The 19,740-nt window shown below is 41.3% G+C and carries 10 protein-coding genes; 3 read left to right on the forward strand and 7 right to left on the reverse strand.

Annotated elements, in window-relative coordinates:
* Positions 1 to 73: 73 nt before the first annotated feature.
* Positions 74 to 5,470 carry a Calx-beta domain-containing protein gene (locus V7K53_RS14330; RefSeq protein ID WP_335198176.1) on the reverse strand — a complete coding sequence of 1,799 codons (5,397 nt, stop codon included), beginning with the start codon at positions 5,468 to 5,470 and terminating at the stop codon, positions 74 to 76.
* 518 nt (positions 5,471 to 5,988) lie between these two features.
* On the opposite strand from V7K53_RS14330, the gene V7K53_RS14335 reads away from it, so the two are divergent.
* The 3 genes from V7K53_RS14335 (at position 5,989) to V7K53_RS14345 (ending at position 8,887) form a co-directional block, all read left to right on the forward strand.
* Positions 5,989 to 7,116, forward strand: a complete 1,128-nt coding sequence (locus tag V7K53_RS14335; protein WP_335198177.1) for an acyltransferase family protein — start codon at positions 5,989 to 5,991, stop codon at positions 7,114 to 7,116.
* 264 nt (positions 7,117 to 7,380) lie between these two features.
* Positions 7,381 to 8,079 (forward strand): CAP domain-containing protein, encoded by a 699-nt coding sequence (locus tag V7K53_RS14340; protein WP_335198178.1) that lies wholly within the window; start codon positions 7,381 to 7,383, stop codon positions 8,077 to 8,079.
* A gap of 100 nt (positions 8,080 to 8,179) precedes the next feature.
* Positions 8,180 to 8,887 (forward strand): hypothetical protein, encoded by a 708-nt coding sequence (locus tag V7K53_RS14345; protein ID WP_335198179.1) that lies wholly within the window; start codon positions 8,180 to 8,182, stop codon positions 8,885 to 8,887.
* A gap of 15 nt (positions 8,888 to 8,902) precedes the next feature.
* Here the strand turns inward: V7K53_RS14345 and V7K53_RS14350 are convergent, their stop codons facing one another.
* From V7K53_RS14350 to V7K53_RS14375, 6 genes are all read right to left on the reverse strand, one after another.
* Complete coding sequence (locus tag V7K53_RS14350) at positions 8,903 to 9,079, reverse strand: hypothetical protein (RefSeq protein ID WP_335198180.1); 177 nt, start codon at positions 9,077 to 9,079, stop codon at positions 8,903 to 8,905.
* A 318-nt stretch (positions 9,080 to 9,397) separates the two neighbouring features.
* Entirely contained in the window at positions 9,398 to 10,780 is a 1,383-nt protein-coding gene (locus tag V7K53_RS14355) for a carotenoid oxygenase family protein (RefSeq protein WP_335198181.1), read from the reverse strand.
* Between the two features lie 275 nt (positions 10,781 to 11,055).
* Positions 11,056 to 14,250, reverse strand: a complete 3,195-nt coding sequence (locus tag V7K53_RS14360) for an efflux RND transporter permease subunit (RefSeq protein WP_335198183.1) — start codon at positions 14,248 to 14,250, stop codon at positions 11,056 to 11,058.
* A 115-nt stretch (positions 14,251 to 14,365) separates the two neighbouring features.
* Positions 14,366 to 15,952 carry an efflux RND transporter periplasmic adaptor subunit gene (locus V7K53_RS14365; RefSeq protein ID WP_335198184.1) on the reverse strand — a complete coding sequence of 529 codons (1,587 nt, stop codon included), beginning with the start codon at positions 15,950 to 15,952 and terminating at the stop codon, positions 14,366 to 14,368.
* 997 nt (positions 15,953 to 16,949) lie between these two features.
* The gene (locus V7K53_RS14370) at positions 16,950 to 18,239 is read right to left on the reverse strand and encodes a glycosyltransferase family 4 protein (protein WP_335198185.1); all 1,290 of its coding nucleotides are present in this window, start codon (positions 18,237 to 18,239) and stop codon (positions 16,950 to 16,952) included.
* 866 nt (positions 18,240 to 19,105) lie between these two features.
* Positions 19,106 to 19,690 carry a PEP-CTERM sorting domain-containing protein gene (locus V7K53_RS14375; RefSeq protein ID WP_335198186.1) on the reverse strand — a complete coding sequence of 195 codons (585 nt, stop codon included), beginning with the start codon at positions 19,688 to 19,690 and terminating at the stop codon, positions 19,106 to 19,108.
* Positions 19,691 to 19,740 lie beyond the last annotated feature (50 nt).

Below are 19,740 nucleotides of genomic sequence, written 5' to 3' on the forward strand. Positions count from 1 at the left end.
TACAGGTATTTTCCCACCCCCTACTCTGGGTCGGGATAATTGCAGCGATCGCTAATGTTTTGCTCAATAACGATTAGTCATCATTCTTGATTGTGCCAACTCCTTGGTGATTATTAAACATGGCATTTGCTGCACCATAGATATTGACAAAAAATGTTTCATTGGGTTCAACTTTATTATCACCTCTGACGCCAATACTAATAACTTTGCTAGTTTCGCCAGGGTTAAAAACAATTGTCCCCAACCCGAAATTGTAATCCGAGTCAGATTCTTGGGCAGTACCATCATTCGTACTGTAATTTACGGTTATCGGTTGATAGAATTCATTAGAGAGAGTGACGACAAAATTAGCATTAGTTGTCATCCCTGTTGTGCCTTCTTTGACTAATACATCTGCAATGCTGATGGCTGGGGGTTGGTCATCATTTATGATAGTAGCCACTCCCAAGCTATCAGTAATTGTGGTGTTTGTAGCACCAAAGAGATTGACGGAAAATGTCTCGTTGGTTTCAGCTTTGTTATCACCTATGACACCAATAGCAAGAGTTTTACTGGTTTCGCCAGGATTGAAAACGATTGTCCCGGAAGCAGGGTTGTAATCAGAGTCAGAAACTTTAGCAGTGCCATCACTCGTGTTGTAATTTACAGTAACCTGCTGTAAACTCGCTGCGGAGAGAGTGACGATAAAGTTAGTATTAGTTGTTGTGCCTGTGTTACCTTCAGCAATTGAGACATCCGAGATACTGACAGTTGTTGGGTTGTCATCATCAATGATGGTAGCCACTCCTAAACTATCTGCAATCGTGCTATTTGTCGCGCCTGAAAGATTGATAGAAAATGTCTCGTTGGCTTCACTTTGGTTATCGCCTATGACGCCAATACTAAGAGTTTTGCTAGTTTCACCAGGAGCGAAAATAATTGTTCCTGAATCAGAGTTATAATCAGAGTCAGCAATTTGGGCAGTGCCATCACTCGTGTTGTAATTTACAGTAACCTGCTGATAACTAGGATTGGAGAGACTGATAGTAAAGTTAGCATTACTTGTTGTGCCTATGTTACCTTCAGGAACTGAGACATCTGAGATGCTGATAGTTGGTTGATTATCATCGTTGATAATAGTACCAACTCCTAAGCCATCTGCGATCGCGGCATTTGTCGCACCCAAAAGATTGACGGAAAATGTCTCGTCAGTTTCAAATTTGTTATCGCCTAAAACACCAATGCTAAGAGTTTTGCTAGTTTCACCAGGATTGAAAGTAATCGTCCCTAAAGCCGAATTGTAATCAGAGTCAGCAGCATTAGCAGTACCATCACTCGTGTTGTAATTTACAGTAACTTGCTGAGAACTAGGATTAGAAAGACTGATAGTGAAGTTAGCATTAGTTGTTGTACCTATGTTGCTTTCAATAACCGAAATATCCGAGATACTAATAGTTGGTTGATTGTCATCGTTGATGATGGTAGCAATTCCTAAACTATCTGCGATCGCGGCATTTGTTGCAGCCGAAAGATTGACAGAAAATGTCTCGTCAGTTTCAAATTTGTTATCGCCGATGACACCAATGCTAATAACTTTAGTAGTTTCGCCAGGATTGAAAGTAATTGTCCCGGAAGCAGAGCTGTAATCAGAGTCAGCAACTTGAGCAGTACCATCACTCGTGTTGTAATTTACAGTAATCTGTTGAGAACTAGGATTAGAGAGAATGATCGTAAAGTTAGCATTAGTTGTTGTACCTGTATTGCCTTCGGTAACTGAGACATCTGAGATACTGATAGTTGGTTGGTTGTCATCATCAATGATGCTACCAACACCTAAATCATCTGCGATCGCGGCATTTATTGCACCCAAAAGATTGACAGAAAATGTCTCGTTGGTTTCAGCTTTGTTATCACCGATGACACCAATGCTAATAACTTTGCTGGTTTCCCCAGGATTGAAAGTAACCGTCCCGAAAGCAGAGTTGTAATCAGAGTCAGCAACTTGAGCAGTGCCATCACTCGTGTTGTAATTTACAGTAATCTGCTGATAACTGGCATTGGAGAGAGTGACAATAAAGTTGGCATTAGTTGTTGTGCCTGTATTGCCTTCAGAAACTGAGACATCCGAGATGCTGATAGTTGGTTGATTATCATCGTTGATGATGGTAGCAACTGCTAAATTATCTGCGATCGTGGCATTTGTCGCACCCAAAAGATTGACAGAAAATGTCTCGTCGGTTTCAAATTTGTTATCGCCTACAACACCAATGCTAAGAGTTTTACTAGTTTCACCAGGATTGAAAGTAATCGTCCCTAAAGCCGAATTGTAATCAGAGTCAGCAGCATTAGCAGTGCCATCACTCGTGTTGTAATTTACAGTAATCTGTTGAGAACTAGGATTAGAGAGACTAATAGTAAAATTAGCGTTAGTTGTTGTACCTGTGTCGCTTTCAGTAATTGAGACATCCGAGATACTAATAGTTGGTTGGCTATCATCGTTGATGATATTTACTGTAGCCGAACTGTTAGTAATTGTGGAATTTGGCGCTCCAGTTATGAGGCTGGGGTTACTCAGGATAATAGTAATGTCTTCATTGAGTTCAAATGCGTTGTCACCCAAAACATTAGCTGTAATTGTCTTTGTGGTTTCCCCAACAGCGAAGCTTAAAGTCCCAGATGCAGCAGTTCCTCCACCCATAACCTGAATATTGCTATAGTCACTGCCAAAAATTGCCGCACCGCTAAAAGCATAATCTACGGTACTAGCTACGCCAATACCACCACTACGAGTAACCGTGAAGGTAACAGCTTGAGTACCGCTATTACCTTCAGTTAAAGTTGAGATGGGAGTGGAAATTGCATATTGAATCGCATCATTAGCAGCAATATTTAGAGTAGTTTCAGTTATTGTCCCTAAATCAGCCCCTGTTAGCGTGCCGAAGTTAAGTACAACTGTTTCTGCATTCTCAGGTAAATCATCTGGGTTAATAGTAAAAGTAATTAGCTGTGTTAAATTTGCGCCTGTTGCCCCAGCAGTAAAGTAGATGGTAGTGGGGGAAAAAGTGTAATCGTTGCCACTAGTAGCCGTGCTACTGTTTTTAACGACAATAGGAATTGTGACAGCCGTTTCAGGAGAGGCATTTAAGGTAACAGAAATAGTTACTGTAGTGGCAGTAATATCTTCTATTGTATTGTACGTAGCAGCACCAAAGCTAACTTTTGGAAGCACATATTCAAATGCTCCAATGTCAATTCTGCCGCTTTCAATACGGTTAAAATCTGTGCCGCGTTGGTCGGTAGTTAAGCTACCATTGTAAGCCGGATTGCCAGCATTCCTGGCAAGACTGTTAAAGTCTAGAGCGTGAGTTTGTGTCGAACCACCATAATCTCCTAGCGGTTTGAGTCCGGGGTTGGGGTTAATAATATCTGTACCCGTACCCAAAGTTCCTGATAATTTACCAGCAATTTTGCCAATCAGGTTGTAAGCATTACCATTGAAGTTGCCACCATAGACATCGGGTGCATCATCACTTAAATCAATATTGCCAGCAATGATGCTATTGCTGATGCTCCAAGTACCAGCAGATCTATAAATGCCGCCACCATTACCTGTGTTACTGTTATCGCTATCAGCGATGTTGCCAAATATAGTGCTATTACTTACGGTGCCACCGCCAGAATAGATACCGCCGCCGTTGACTTTTGCGGTGTTACTGGAAACAGTGCTATTACTAAGTGTGGTCGCGCTGCTGTAGATGCCGCCGCCATTAGTGTTCGCTGTGTTGCCAGAAATAGTGCTATTAGTAGCTGTGACACTACTAGTGCTGTAGATGCCGCCACCGCTAGTGTTCGCTGTGTTGCCAGAAATAGTGCTATTAGTAGCTGTGACACTACTAGTGCTGTAGATGCCTCCTCCAAGGGTTGCTATGTTGCCAGAAAGATTACTATTGCTGACTGTGACACTACTACTGCTATAGATGCCGCCACCATTATTACTACTGCCTGCATTGCCCCCAGTTATCTTCAACCCATCAATTGACAGGGAGGCACTGGCATTAAAAATACGGGAAGTATTGTTACCACTGATGGTGAGTTTATTTGCCCCAGTTCCTTGAATGATCGCTCCTTCAGTGATATTCAATTGCCCAGAAGTGAGGGTAATGGTGTCGGGGGTAGCATCACCGAATATCCCAGTCATATCAAAAATAATTGTCTCAATCCCTGGATCGTTATTGGCATTGATAAGAGCTTGCCTTAACGAGCCAGTACCACTGTCATTGATGTTAGTTACTATGTAGGTGGTGTTATCTACTTTGATAGATACATCGTCAATGGCTAAACCATGATCGTTGCCTCCATCATCTATATCTTCCCAACGCAATATAATCTCTTCACCGTTAGCGATTAGGGTCGCTAGATTAAATATTACAGGCGTTATAACAACTTGATTGGCTATTTGATTGCCATTCAGGGCACCCACAGTTGCAGTTGCAATTGGCCCAGTGAAATCCAGCGAGGTGACAGGCGTCCACGTTCCTGTTGTTAAACTTGTGATAGTTGACCCAGTTTGATAACTGAATTTCAACTGTTGCTGTGATGTATTACCACCATTACGCCATTGTTCACCTGTGTAACTTACTTGCAACTTAGTAATTGCTGCACCTGTGTTGTTTTGGAGTCGCAACCCATAATAAATAGTTCCTGTAGTACCAGAAGCTAGAGAACCAAGTGCCCGGTCTGGGTTATTAGAGCTACCAAAACTGTACAATCCACCTGTGTTATTACTGCCAGTACCAGGGCTGTAAGTTGTTCTCGTAGAATACCAGCCCGAAATAGTTGAATCATTAACCCAAGCTGGTGTTCCAGAAATAGCTAATGAGCTAAAGTTTTGAGTGTATGCGCCAGTAAAACTAGCTGGCAAAATCGATTGGTAAGCCTGTATTACTTCAGGTTGAAATGCCAGAGAAGCCTCAATTTTCCCTGTCTTCACTTCTAAATCCCAGTCGCCATCTAAAGCTGCACTTCCAGTTTTGTCAGTGGAAGCGGCAACATCTGCTCCAGTAATTTGGCTAATCTGCTGTACAAATTTTGTGCCTTCACCACTGGCTACATCACAGCCATAAAGTAGGATATCAGCTTTATCAGTTAAAGCACTTGCCCACTTTTGTAACTGATTTTTGTAGCTATCCAGATTGCTAAGATTGAAGTTGATTGACCCTAGCTGCAAACTCCCTACACTTCCGTGAGAAACAATGTGAATTGATTGAACTGAATTGGATTCACGTTTTGCTAGGAACTCGGTGATTTGTGCTAAACCGTCTCTATTGGCATCAAGAATAACAACTTCATTGCCGAGTGTGATACCAGCCATTAAGCTTTGGTAATCTAGAACTTTTGGATCTATAAAAACAATATTTGTGCTTGCATCGATTAATTTTATAGTAGACTTATTTCTGGTTTTAGGATGAGAATTTTCTAGCTGTTTTATCATAATTATTATTCCTTAAATATAATTTATTAGCTTTGGCTTAGTAATATTTATCGTGCATAACAAAATAGAAAGTGAATGACTCTGCATTCGCTTTCATTCCCAAATTAAATCGGTAATTAAACCTTTTATCTAATGAGACAAAACCGCGATCTTTTTAGTTTTTATATAAGCAAGCACGCCTTGAGTAAAGTTAGCTGTTTTTTCATCACAGCTTTTGTTTATAGCAATTTATACTAAGCCTAGTGACAATACAACTGCATTTTCACTTAAATAACGATGGAGAGATTGATTGAAATTTGAGTATATCTAGCTTTATTAACAGTTCTGATACTACTAATCCTTTTTGGATAGCTAAAACTGTGGTCTAGGTGCGATCGCGTACTTCTAATTTCATACAAGATAGTATGGGCAGGAACCTTGATGAAAAACTATATTTAGTAAGTAGACCTATAAATTTTGCTTGCTTACCTGCATCAAGCGGAGTAATTTAGATACTCATGTAACATAAAATTCCGCTTATGCGCCTGACTTCACTGGATGTTTTTCGCGGCATTACCATCGCTGGAATGATTCTCGTTAATATGGCGGGTGTCGCAGATGATGTATATCCTCCCTTAGCCCACGCCGATTGGCACGGCTGCACGCCAACGGACTTGGTATTTCCTTTCTTTCTCTTTATTATCGGTATAGCGATGACTTTCTCGCTGTCAAAATACAGCGAAGGCAATAAACCAACCTCAGCTGTTTACTGGCGGATATTGCGCCGCGCCGCTATTCTCTTTGCCTTGGGATTGCTACTAAATGGCTTTTGGAATCAAGGTCTTTGGACTTTTGATTTGAGTAGTATCCGAATTATGGGAGTGTTGCAGCGCATCAGCCTTACCTATTTGCTGGCTTCCCTAGCTGTTCTCAACCTTCCGCGCAAAGGTCAATGGATATTAGCAGCAGTTCTACTCATTGGCTACTGGCTAACGATGATGTATATAGTAGTGCCAGAATATGGTGCGGGAGTTTTGACGCGAGAAGGTAATTTCGGCGCTTATGTTGACCGCCTGATTATTCCCAAAGCACATTTATACAAGGGTGATGGTTTCAACTTTATGGGAGATCCCGAAGGGCTTTTCAGTACTATTCCCGCCATAGTAAGCGTCCTTGCTGGCTACTTCACAGGTCAATGGATACGCAGTCAACCTGTACAGTCACGTACAAGTATCGGTCTAGGATTATTTGGAGTCGCTTGCTTAATTATCGGTTGGGCGTGGGGGTGGACATTTCCTATTAACAAAAAGTTGTGGACAAGCTCTTATGTAGTATTTACAACAGGTTGGGCGTTATTATTACTAGCAGCTTGTTATGAACTTATCGAAGTACGGCTGATGCGTCGCTGGAGTAAACCTTTTGAAATTATGGGCTTAAATGCGATCGCTCTTTTCGTTGCATCGGTTTTATTAATTAAAATTTTAGTCAAAACTACTATTGGCACTGCCAAAGACGCTCCCAGTACCTACAATTGGATTTACCAGAATTTTTTCGCATCTTGGGCGGGAGTGCTGAATGGTTCCCTGCTATTTGCCTTAGTCACCGTGTTGTTGTGGTGGGCTGTTGGTTTTCTGATGTATCGGCAACGCTGGTTTCTGAAAGTGTAAAAAAGATTTTTGTTATTATTTACGTTTTAGTGTTTTCAATGTTACAACAGGTGTTAAGTGATAGATTGTAACACTTTAGGAACAAAGGCAATCGCAACTTTATCAATATTATTGGCGCGTTAATCTGCGCTTTCTTTAGCAAACTTACTTAAGCCCTGATATCGTTTCTAACGGCAGAAGCGTATACAGATTTATCTGTGCGTTGAAAATTCTTATTTCTTCTAATTCACTAAATTAATCCATAGAAAAATTGTGAGGTAATCGATGCGTCGCATGAATTTTTGGGTATTTTTGCCAATTACCTTGGTATTGGGCTGCTCAAATCAACTGCTTCAATCTAACCCATCTGTAGCCAACTCTAACCCAGCAGTACAAACTAGTCCAACTTTATTAGCAAAGGCTAGTTACCTTTCACCGTTAGAACAACAGGTAATTGTTGAAACCAATAAGGTAAGAAAAAATCCTAAAGCATACCTCCCAATTCTGGAAAACTATAGAAAGCGCTTTGAAGGGAACCGAGTCAAAATTTCTAATAATACTTATCTGCGAACTCAAGAAGGAGTTAAGGCAGTTGATGAAGCGATCGCATTTCTCAAATCAGCACGTCCTGTAGGAACCTTGAGTGCATCTAAGGGTATGTCTTTAGGAGCAAAAGATCACGTAAAAGACCAAGGCCCAAAAGGTGCTATAGGTCATGATGGTAGCGATGGTAGCAACCCTTTTACTCGCATCAACCGCTATGGTAAATGGCAAACAACCGCAGGTGAAAATATCAGTTATGGCCCAAACAGCGCTCAAGATATCGTTATGCAGTTAATTATTGATGATGGTGTGAGCGATCGCGGCCATCGAAAAAACATTTTTAATGGTGCTTTTAAAGTCTCTGGTGTTGCTTATGGAACTCACAAATCATATAGAACAATCTGCGTGATTGACTACGCTGGCGGATATAAGGAAAAATAATTTGAAATGGGGAATGGGGAAATCGGGGAGAAAAAACGAATGTCTATTGCACCATTCCCAATTAAAAATCTCAAATCTAAAACCCAAAATAGTATCGTCTATGTCTCAAGATTTTCTTGCTATCATAATATCTGTTACTTTTGTAGTTGTTGTTACAAATATTTTATATTTTCAATGGAAAAACAAAAAAGAACAGCAAAGAACTGAAAAAATTAAACTTATTACTGATCAGTTAAAAATTAGTTTTTTAGCAGAAGACAGTAACAATATTATGCAACACTTACACGATTTTAGACTATTCAAGCAAGGAGGTAGAAAACTAGTTAAAAATATATTGTCGGAAGAAATAAAAAACTTTAATATATACATTTTTGAATACAGATATTCAATATCTAGTGCTAAAACTAGATATGAATATTGGCAAACGGTAGCTTTTTTGCATAGCGAAGATATACGTTTTGCTAAGTTTTTGTTAAAACCAAAAGGTATTTTTGATCAACTCAGTCATTTTTTAGGATATCAGGATATCAACTTTAAGAAATATCCCAGATTTTCTGAACAATATTTGTTGCGTGGTAGTGATGAGAAAGGGATTCGTCAGATATTTACTGACAATGTACTGTCTTTTTTTGAAGCCAAAATAGGATTTTACCCAGCTATACAAACAACGCCATGTCTAGAGGCAGCAGATGCTTGTTTGATTTATTACCGTGAAAATGTACGTCTTGAACCAGAACAGATTGAGTTATTCTTACAAGAGGCGATGAAAGTTTTTGATTTATTGAGAGCAAACATATCCGACAACTAAAGGATACTGTCAAAATTATCCTAAACTGAATAATTTTGCGATCGCAGGCAATAATTTATGACCCGCTTCCACCAGAGAGGCGATCGCAGGTAAACTAGAAAATATACCTTTCAACATGGTGATTGCGGTTTTTGCAGTCTTTTGCTTGGTAGATTCTTGGGGATTTTTACCCGCTTCAGCTAAAGTTTGCACCAGCAAGGTCTTGTCTACCTTTGAAGTTGCGTCCTCGAAGATTTTGATCGGAGAAATCTAAAGCCATGTTCCACTTTACAGAGGTGAGCAAATTTTACTACATACTCACTGCTGTAAATTCAAGAATAGTTAGATATATTTCTAAGTTGAGGCTAAAAGGTGCAACGTTGAGGTTCAAAGGCCCAACTTTAAGGTTCAGAGGCGCAACGCCGAGGTTCAAAGAAGCGATAAATCGCCGTCTCTACAATAATTAGTCCTTGGTAGAGACGGCGATTCATGGCGTTTCTTGCTTTAACCGAACAGTATTGTCTATCTAACTTATTCCCCCAGAACCCAAGCACCATGAAACCCATAAGGCACTCGTTGAGGAATTATCACCCGCGCTACAGGTTTAGCCATTATATCTTGAGCATTCAGCACTACTAATTCTGAAGTGTTTGAATTCTCGTCGTGGACGAAAGTCATCAGCCAACCATCATCCTCAGCCATTGCACCAGGACGCGGCGCAAATACAGTTTCACCGTTATAGCGCCCCTGCCCAAATTCATGTATTTGGGATTTTCCATTGCTGAAGTCGTATTTGATAATACCTTCAAATAAAGGTACGGGACTGTTTGCCGCTTTGTTAGTGTAGCCATATCGGTTTTGTCGCCCCAATCGATTTTCGTTGATGCGGGGAAATTCCGAAGCTACATCATCCAACATTTCTTCACGTACTGTCCCCGTGCTGAGGTTAAATCGCCAGCGATGCAAACGGGGTATATTTGCGTTTGGATCGGGTTGCGAATCATCAGAACTCAAAACAGTTGTAGAACTCATACGACACGCAATCAGCACTACTTCGTCTCCCTCTTCGTAAGCATTGAGGGTATGAAAAACGTAGCAAGCGGGACTTTCAAACCAGCGGATATTACTGTTGTCACCGTGACGTGGTACGATACCGAAACGACTGGAGCGATCGCGCTCAAACATCATTAAAGGTTCTCCCCGTTGCGATCGCTCTAGGTTAAAAGTCAGCGGCAAATCCATGAAAATTGTGTAGTTTTCAGTGATGGCAAAATCGTGCATCATCACCCCTATTGGCAGTTCAATTGGCACTGTCCGCAACAGTTCGCCTTCTGCTGAAACCACACTATATTGCAGATACGGTGGCGCAAACAGAGAATAGCCAAAGAAGATCATTTCCCCTGTAACGGGGTCTACTTTAGGATGGGCTGTGAAGGCAGAAACCAGCTTGCCATTATAGCTATACTCGCCAATGGTTTTTAATTCAGGTAGCTTGATGGCGTGAGGTTTACCCCCCTCGTTCAGCGCCAACATCTGACCAGCGTGCCACACTAAGGCAGTATTGGCAGTATTTTTGTAGCGCCCGTGCGGGTTATCCATTTGTGGTGGTTCTAACAACCCAGTCCAGATAGCTTTACCTGCTTCTCGTTCTTTTTTCCATCCGAAAGTCTGGACGTAGCGGTTACGATAAGTGGCTATGCCGTTGCTAATTTGCACACCATGCAACATCCCATCCCCATCAAACCAATGATATTGACCGATAGGTGTCCATTGAGGGTTAGGGCCATTCCGCACAAACATCCCTGATAGGTCAAGGGGTAATTCACCGATGACTGACAATTTGTCGGTGGTAATTTCTTCATGGACTGGAGCAAAGTTGCCATCGAGATAGGGATTGACTGCTATTGTTACCATTGTCTTGATTTCAGCGTACATTTGTACTGTACATTCTGGTTTGTCATTATGCCCACATGGAAATTTTGAGGGCGTTGTAGAATTTTTGCAATCAGTCTACAAATTAAACTTTTTTCTCTTGCTGTTTAATTCATTTTATTTGTAGGAGGTTCCAGTAATCTTCAGAATAGGGTGTGCTAAACCAGACATCTGAATATTTACTTAGCGATCGCTTCTGTAGTTTTCTTTTTTGCAAGTCTCTAAATTGATTTGCTTCAATCGATAACGAAAGATAATCAATCTTCAGTTTTTGTTGAATATACAGCAGTGCTACCACCATTCAATGACGCAGCTTCTACTGATATTTCTTGGTGCCGATTTGGTTTGATAAAGCGCTCTGTTGTCGTCTTAATGACGATGTACAAGATTGGCACTACAAACAAACTTAAAAAAGTCGCAATTAACATTCCACCAAAAACTGCTGTTCCCAAAGATTGGCGACTACCTGCTCCTGCACCTGTGGAATTAGCCAAGGGGAAAATTCCTAAAAGAGTAGCAAAGGCAGTCATCAAAATTGGGCGTAACCGTTCTTGTGAAGCTTCAATTACTGCTTTAGTCATTGAAAGACCTTGATCTCGCAATTGGTTAGCAAACTCCACAATCAAAATAGCGTTCTTACTAGCTAAACCAATCAACATTACTAGACCAATTTGACAGTAAACATCATTAGAAAAACCCCGTAACGATTGAGCTACAAGCGCTCCAAAAATAGCTAAGGGAACTGATAACAGAATGATAAAGGGGTCAATGTAGTTTTCGTATTGAGCAGCTAATACCAAAAATACAAATACCAATCCTAATCCAAAGATCAGGGGTGCTAAACCACCAGAATCTATTTCTTCTAATGCAGTCCCTGACCATTCATAGCCATAACCTGCTGGTAAAACTTCTTTAGCAACTTGTTCCATTGCTTTAATTGCGTCTCCAGAACTAGAGCCAGGGGCGGCGGCACCATTAATTTCAATTGAGCGGAACAGATTGTAGTGATTGATAGTTTGCGCTCCCACCGTTGAAGTAACTGTGACTAAGTTACTTAAAGGAATCATTTGATTCTTTTGAGAACGAACGTATAGTTTACCAATATCTTTTGGGTTGGAACGAAACTGCTGATCTGCCTGGAGATACACGCGATAATTGCGCTGCTGGAGATTAAAATCATTTACATATTGCGATCCCAAAGCAGTTTGTAAAGTACTGAAGACATCATCTATAGAAACTTGCAATGATTTGGCTTTATTGCGGTCTACTTCCACAAGCAATTGTGGTGTATCTGCGGCAAAAGTACTAAATACAGCTTGTAACCCTGGTGTTTGATTAGCTTTACCTAGCAACTGACCCATTGACTGGACTAGATTTTGTAAGCCACTGTTACCTCTGCGCTCTTGCAGTTGAAAGACGAAGCCGCCAAAGTTGCCTAAACCCTGAATTGCTGGGGGGTTCACAGGAAAAACTCTGGCTTCTGGGATTGCCATCAACTTCCCTTGCAAGCTGCCAATAATCGCCTGTACTGATTGATCGGGTTTTGAGCGCTCATCCCATGATTTTAAAGTGGTAAATATGATGCCGCTATTGGCAGTGCTACCACTAAAACCAAATCCACCGATCGCAAAAGTCCCCACTACTTCAGGAATTTTCAGAATTTCTTTTTCTACCTGTGCAATTACATCGCTGGTATATTGCAACGAAACCCCTTGTGGCCCTTGGATAATTGTGATGAAGTAACCTTCGTCTTCATCGGGTAGAAAAGCTGTCGGTACTGTCATGTACAGCCAAGCAGTCATTCCCAAGGAAACAATAAACAACCCAATGACGATGCCTTTAATGCGTGCGAGAAAAGTAAGCGATCGCTTATAACTATGCTGTACCCAGTCGAGAAAGCGATTTATCTGGCCAAAAATCCAACCCAGCCAGCCTGAAGGTCTTTGTCCTTGACGCAGCAATACTCCACACAAAGAAGGTATCAGAGTCAAAGCCAAAAAAGTCGAAATCGCAATGGAAAAGGCGATCGTCAGCGCAAATTGCCGATAAAGTGCGCCTGTGGTTCCCGGAAAGAACGCCACTGGTACGAACACCGCCATCAATACTAGTGAAGTGGCAATAACCGCGCCAAACAGTTCCCTCATTGATTCACTAGCGGCTCGGCGAGGACTAATTCCTTTATCCTGAATAAAACGGCTGATTTGCTCTACTACAATAATCGCATCATCTACCACCATCCCTGATGCTAAAGTCAGACCAAACAAAGTCAAACTATTAATCGAAAAGTTAAAAACTTTGACAAAGGCAAATATCCCAATGAAGGAAAGCGGAATAGTAATTGCGGGAATTAAAGTAGTTCGCCAGTCCTGCAAAAACACAAAAATTACAATTATAACCAGTACCACCGATTCAATCAGGCTCTTAAGCACTTCTGCCATCGACTCTTCGACAAACATGGTTGTGTCAAAAGCTACCTGATATTTCATACCTGGGGGAAAACTTGGAGCCAATCGCGCAATTTCGGCTTTGACTCCCTTAGCTACATCCAAGGCATTACTACCAGGAACCTGATAAATCCCTAAACCGACAGCATCGTTAGCACGAAATCGTAGAAATGAACTGTAGTTTTCTGCACCCAGTTCTGCTCTACCGACATCTTTGAGCTTGACTAATGTGCCATCATCTCCAGTTTTGAGGACAATTTCTTCAAATTCTGATGGTTCAGCTAATCGGCTAGCAGCACGCACATCAAGTTGATACCTTTGTCCTTCAGGAGCAGGTTCTTGTCCAATTCTCCCTGCACCAACTTGCAAGTTTTGTTCAGATAAAGCATTCGCTACATCCTGAGTTGTTAGCCCCCGATTGGCAAGGCGACTAGGATCTAACCACAGGCGCATTGCATAGCGGCGTTCGCCAAAAATTTGAACGTTGCTCACACCTTTGACTCTTTTTAAGGCATCTGCTAAGTAAAGGTCGGCATAGTTACTTAAGAATGTATTGTCATACTCTTTATTTTCAGCGAATAAACCAATCGCTAAGAGGATGTTACTAGATTCTTTCGATACTCGCACTCCCGTGCGTTGCACAGAGTCTGGTAGTTGTGGCTGGGCAACAGAAACCCGATTTTGCACATCCACAGCTGCAATATCTTTATCACGCGATGAATCGAAGGTGGCTGTAATGGTACTAGTACCATCGTTACTGCTGCTGGAAGTGAGATATCTTAGTCCCTCAACCCCGTTGATTTGCCTTTCTAAGATATTTGTCACTCCGCTTTCTACGACTTCTGCACTAGCTCCGCTATAGTTGGAAGTTACAGTGATTTGGGTGGGACTAATTTCTGGGAATCTAGCGATCGGTAGTGAGGGAATACTGATTAATCCTGTTAAAAGGATGATGATCGCACATACCGACGCAAAAATTGGCCGCTTAATAAAGAAGTCAACAAACATAGTTTAAAAATTGGGCTTTGGGTATTTGGTATTTGGCATGGGGGATGGGGACTATTGGGCATTGGTTATTTCCCCCCTGCTCCTCTGCCCCCGTGACCTCATCTTCCCTCTTCAGCTAAGGCTTCTGGCTACCAACTTCTTGTGTTTCAGGAGTAATGGGAGCGTTATTGGTTAAGTTAAGAATGCCGGAAACAACAATTTTGTCCCCTGCTTTTAGTCCTTCGATAACTTGATAACTATTCCCCTCAATAACTCCTAATTTCACCGGTTTTTGTAGAGCTACCAAAGCTGGCGCTCCAGGTTTAGACTTTTCCTGCGGCGTCTGCGCCACAAATACAAAAGTCTCTCCACCTAAGCGGGATATTGCTGTAACTGGAATTAAAATTCCTGGACGTTCGTTCCAGATCACTTTGGTTTGTACTGACTGAAGATTAAGCAGTCGATTTCTTAAATTGCCAAAGTTGGCTTTTACCAAAACTGTCTGCGAATCGGAATTAGCATTTGGGGAGATAAAACTGATTTTACCTGTTGCGATGGGTTTGTCTTGGATATCCAGCATTTGCACAGGTAAGCCCAAGCGCAACTTTCTGGCTTCGGCTACGGGAACGGAAATATTCAGTTCTAAGGAGTCGTTTCTGGTGAGTGTAGTTAGTTGATCTGCTTTTTCCACATAATCTCCTACTTTTGCTGGAATATCACCAACAATGCCAGTGAAAGGTGCTAGAACTTTTGTGTATTGCAGTTGGACTTGAGCGGCTTGGAGTTGTCCAGCGGCTTGAGTTACTTGCGATCGCGCTTGGGCAATTTCTTCTGGGCGGGAACCATTTTCTAGTTGCCTTAAGTTTTGTCTCTGTTGTTCCAAAGCACCACCTAGCTCGTTGATACTCGATCTTCTGCTTTGGCGCAGTTGATCTAGGCGTTTCTGGGCTACAACCAGAGCAGCTTCAGCACTTTGCTGTTCTTTGACATATCCTTCTAAGGTATCTTGGGAAACTGCGCCCTCTTTTCTCAATTGTGCGTATCGCTTGGCGCGTGACTGTGCTAGTTCTACATCGGATTTAGCTGACTGAATTTGAGCCTCAGCCTGAGCAATTTCTTCTGGTTGCGATCCCGATTGGGCATCTCTAAAGCGAGCTTGAGCTTGAGCTAACTGCGCTCTAGCTTGGGCAACTTCTTCTTGTCGCGTACCTGCTTTGAGTTCAGCAAGACGTGCTTGGGCTTGTTGCAGTGTGCCTCTAGCTTGTAATAGTTGAGCTTGGACATTATCACTTTGCAGACTAATAATGACTTGTCCTTGTTGAACGCGGTTGCCCTCTTGGATGAAAATCTCGGTAATTCGTCCTTCAACCTGTGGCTTGATGGTTACTGAACGTGGAGCCTCTAAGGAGCCAATAAACTCCGAACTTTCTTGAACGGTTTCAGTTTTTACTGTCGCTAGCTTGACTGGAACTGCTCTAGGTTGACTAGCATTTGCTTCAGCACCACCTGGTGCATTGCTAGCATTACTAGTTTTCCACCAGCGCCAACCAAAACCTACACCTGCAATTAATAAGACGATTCCTAATAGTAGGGGCCAACGACGTTTTTGAGGTGGCTTAGGCGATCGCTGTGGCAATTGTTGCGACTCTTGACTAGAATCAGTAACAGCAGGCTGTTCTATTTCAATGGGTAAGGGAGAGTCAGGGAACTCAGAATGGGACATCTTCGTTTTCTCGTCTTGTGGATTTAGACTTGGGCAATCTACTCTTCGCTAAAAATGCATTATTTGGAATAGTTTTTTAGCCCTTTTTTTTCTATAGTTGATGAAAAATATGTTTGGGTATTTGGGCGATCGCTCACGATGTCTAGCACCTAAAATGAAGCAATTTTGTTCAGCACATTATGGTTGATTTGTACATTACTTAACTCCGTTCAATTTCTTAAAGTGTAATTTATAGTTTTTTGTTAGCCAGTATAAACCCAGTGCTTTAGCTCAGAGAGAAAGCACGGTTCATGTTGTTGCAGCTAAAGCTTCTGCCTATAAAGCGTAGGCATAGCCCGCCGTTTGCGTAGCGTCTCGTAGAGAAGGCATCGCTTCGGTAATTAGAGCAAGTTAGTAGTTGCTTTTCAGTTCTGGAAATGACGAAATAAAGTTACCTCATTGACCGCAGCAACACGAGCAATTTCTCATGTTGTCGCTGTGGTTAAACTTGCCGTTGCAAATACCTTAGTTGCTGACTAGATCAAGGATGCATAAGTTTGTGCCGTACTTGACGCTAATTTTTCTATGAGTGTTTGCAAGCGCTTGCTTGCATTATAACCACATAGCAGACGAGATTGGTATAAGTTACAGATGAGTTTATCGCCCTTGAGTACTAGTGAATACTGATCTTAAGGAAGAAAAAAGTCTGGAGCTATGCCTTGTTTACGAGACGCTTGTCTGCGACACGCTATGTGTAGCTTTGCTTCTTTGCAGGAGTAAGACTACGCTGATTAATTCAGTTGTCTTTATCAAAGTTGCGAGTTTCATCAAGTTATCCTCACCAAGAACGACGTGCAATCAGCCAATGTTCTCTAGATTCCTATTTTTGAGCAGTCTCAACTTCCTACAGTTAGTTCACCCGATCGGTCGATCTTTAACTCACCCGAATGGGTGATTTAATTTATCCCAATCGGGGTTTTGTTTGTGTAGCCAACGAGTGAGAAATCCTCAATCCCCTTCAACCATCTACAACTGATTTCTTAGAATCAAATTTTGGTAAAATCCCCACAGTTGATTTTCGGTTAGTAACAATATGAGAAAAAAGCCACTCATAGCGATCGAGGGCTTGCTCTAAGGAATAGTTTTCTTCGGCAAATTGTCTTCCTGTGTTACCTAGCTTTCTCCCTAGAGCCGGATTAGCATATAAATCATGCACCGCAGCGGCCATTGCCTGGGGCGATTCTGGCTCAACAACTATCCCACCACCACTGAGTTCGATCGCTTTAGCAGCAGTACCAGTGGCGGGAACTGAACCCACAATTGGGCGACCACTCGCCAACAACAGTGGTATTTTTGAAGGCATATTGAACGAAATCACGTTGTGCTTTTGCACAATTAGCCCGACATCAGAAGCTGCTAGCATTTCAGGTAGTTTTTCTCGCGGCTGTAACGGTAGTAGCAAAACATTATCAGCTCCATTTGATAGACAATATTCCTGCAATCTTTGCAATGCTCTTGATTCGCCAACAATGACAAAGACAATATCTTTGATATGACGTAAAGAAACGGCTGCTTCTATTACTGTCTCTAAACCTTGCGTTAAAGCAATATTGCCTGAATAAAGTACTACGAATTTCCCATCTAGTTGATGGTTAGATATCCAAGAGTTGCTCTGTTTCGGTAACGGGCGAATAAAATTTACATTTACCCAATTGGGAATACAAACGATTTTATTAACAGGTACTCCCTTATTTACTAAATTCTCACGAAACCCATCAGCGATCACACTAATAGTATGTGCAGTCCGATATGCAAATTTCTCTAAAGCTGCAAGAGTTCGGATCATCCACTTGTTTTTTAATAACCCGATACGCACAGCAGCTTCTGGCAAAATATCTTGCACATTTAGAACTATTGGGCAGTTGTATAACCAGCCCAATATTGTTGCTGGCAACGTACCTAGTAGCGGCGGGACTGTTAAGATAATCACATCTGGTCGCCCACCTTTAAAGGCTTGGGGTAAGCTCGTAAAAACAAAGCTCAACTCCAGCAATAGCCGATCTATGAGGTTAGGTTTAGACTTAATACGGACGTAACTTCGCGCAATTGTGACGCCATTTTTTTGTTCAGTAAGATACCATTTATTCTGATACCCATCGTAAACTTCGCGCTGAGGATAGTTGGGCATTCCCGTAATCACTCGCACTTTATGACCTCGCTTTACTAGTCCTTCTGCCAATTCAGTCATTAACGGAGCAATTCCAATTGGCTCTGGATGATAGTTGTAGGAATAAATCAGAATATGCATGAATTATTTGTGAATTTTGTGAAGATAGCATGAGACGATCGGATTACTTATGAATAGCCAGTGGGGCCGCTATTTTTATTATTTACAGAACTTTTTGCATGAAGTACAAAGCTACCGATTTGGAAGCAGTAGGCAGAGATAGAAACTATTTATATCGGATTTGTATCCCTGCATTTTGTTACCTCATTTATTTACAAATGCTGTATTTTGACTGGTTAAATTGTTTGATTAAAAAAAATGTGTTAAACATTGGTAAGAATTTTTCTTTGTGGTTTTCAAAAGATAATTTTTGTCCGGCATAAAATACTTAAAAATCAAAATATGGCTTTGTATAAACAGGTTAGACTATTGATAAATATAGACTTTATTTTTTGGTGATTATGACAATAGTTGGTCTGTTTATTTCCGAACTAATGCCTCAATTTATACTGGGAGAATTGTAACATTATATTCACTGTTATGCATATAACCCTCATTCCGCCTTTTCAACTGGCACATGAAGTATTTTTAACCAAGTTATCAGTATTGTATTCATTAAGCAAAATCCAACTTTTTGAGTAGTTCAAAGGCACTGACCAAAACAGTGTTGGATGCTGAGTCATAAATGGTGGGGTAAAAGTAAAAATTAATTTCACTCAGCCCTGTAGCTTTGTAAAAGTGTTGATGACAAACTAATAGACTATTTGGTGAAATTAAATATGCGTTATCCAGAATCCTTGTAGAGACTTAGCGGTGCTAGGTCTCTACATTCTTTTTCACTCATATTTTAATGAGGTTATATGATAGCCCCACTAGTTAACTGAACTAGTAGGGCTAGAATAGAGATTCAGTAAATTTGGCAAGCTCTGACTAGAAAGCCCTAATTTCTAGTCAGAGGCTTGCTTTTTCTTGAAAGTTGAAGCTACACCCAAACCAGCAAATGCTAGCAAACCCAAGAGAGAAGCAGGCTCAGGGACTTTGGATACTTGGATAGAACCAGAATTTTGATCTAGTGTTGTTGACGTTCCCTGTTGATCGACATCCTGACGTAAGAACAAAGAGTCGCCAACCGTTCCCTGAAAGAAATATTCTCCAATTACACCCGTTCCTCCAGCGACATCAAAGGGACCAAATAATGTCTGAGTGGAAGTATTAAAATTGAAAGCAAAGAAGTTAGATTCTGATACTCCACCACTAACGGTGTTATAGGTTCCCAGAAGATTTTTAGATGGGTCTAAAAAGGAGACATTCAAGGATTGTAAAAAGTTGGTAGCTCCACTACCAGCTTCTGAAATGATTGTTGGTGCTGTAGTTTCGTCGTAGCTGAATGAACCTGTTGCTGAGTAACCAGCATTACCTTGCCAGTTAAAGTTTAATTCAATAGCTTGGGCTGGGTTGTTAGCACCAGCTGCGATCGCAATACTGGTTGCTGCGATCGCGGTGATTTTGGCGAAAATATTCTTCATGGTCATAACTCCGAAATTGATTGTCATGATGCATATATCAGTGCATCAATCAACAC

This window comes from Nostoc sp. (genome assembly GCF_036917355.1).
Classification (GTDB): Bacteria; Cyanobacteriota; Cyanobacteriia; order Cyanobacteriales; family Nostocaceae; genus Nostoc.

What these genes read in the sequence shown, in the direction of transcription:
- V7K53_RS14330 (WP_335198176.1), bottom strand. Translation starts at nt 5,470, where the DNA reads ATGATAAAACAGCTAGAAAATTCTCATCCTAAAACCAGAAATAAGTCT.
- V7K53_RS14335 (WP_335198177.1), top strand. Translation starts at nt 5,989, where the DNA reads ATGCGCCTGACTTCACTGGATGTTTTTCGCGGCATTACCATCGCTGGA.
- V7K53_RS14340 (WP_335198178.1), top strand. Translation starts at nt 7,381, where the DNA reads ATGCGTCGCATGAATTTTTGGGTATTTTTGCCAATTACCTTGGTATTG.
- V7K53_RS14345 (WP_335198179.1), top strand. Translation starts at nt 8,180, where the DNA reads ATGTCTCAAGATTTTCTTGCTATCATAATATCTGTTACTTTTGTAGTT.
- V7K53_RS14355 (WP_335198181.1), bottom strand. Translation starts at nt 10,780, where the DNA reads ATGGTAACAATAGCAGTCAATCCCTATCTCGATGGCAACTTTGCTCCA.
- V7K53_RS14360 (WP_335198183.1), bottom strand. Translation starts at nt 14,250, where the DNA reads ATGTTTGTTGACTTCTTTATTAAGCGGCCAATTTTTGCGTCGGTATGT.
- V7K53_RS14365 (WP_335198184.1), bottom strand. Translation starts at nt 15,952, where the DNA reads ATGTCCCATTCTGAGTTCCCTGACTCTCCCTTACCCATTGAAATAGAA.
- V7K53_RS14370 (WP_335198185.1), bottom strand. Translation starts at nt 18,239, where the DNA reads ATGCATATTCTGATTTATTCCTACAACTATCATCCAGAGCCAATTGGA.
- V7K53_RS14375 (WP_335198186.1), bottom strand. Translation starts at nt 19,690, where the DNA reads ATGACCATGAAGAATATTTTCGCCAAAATCACCGCGATCGCAGCAACC.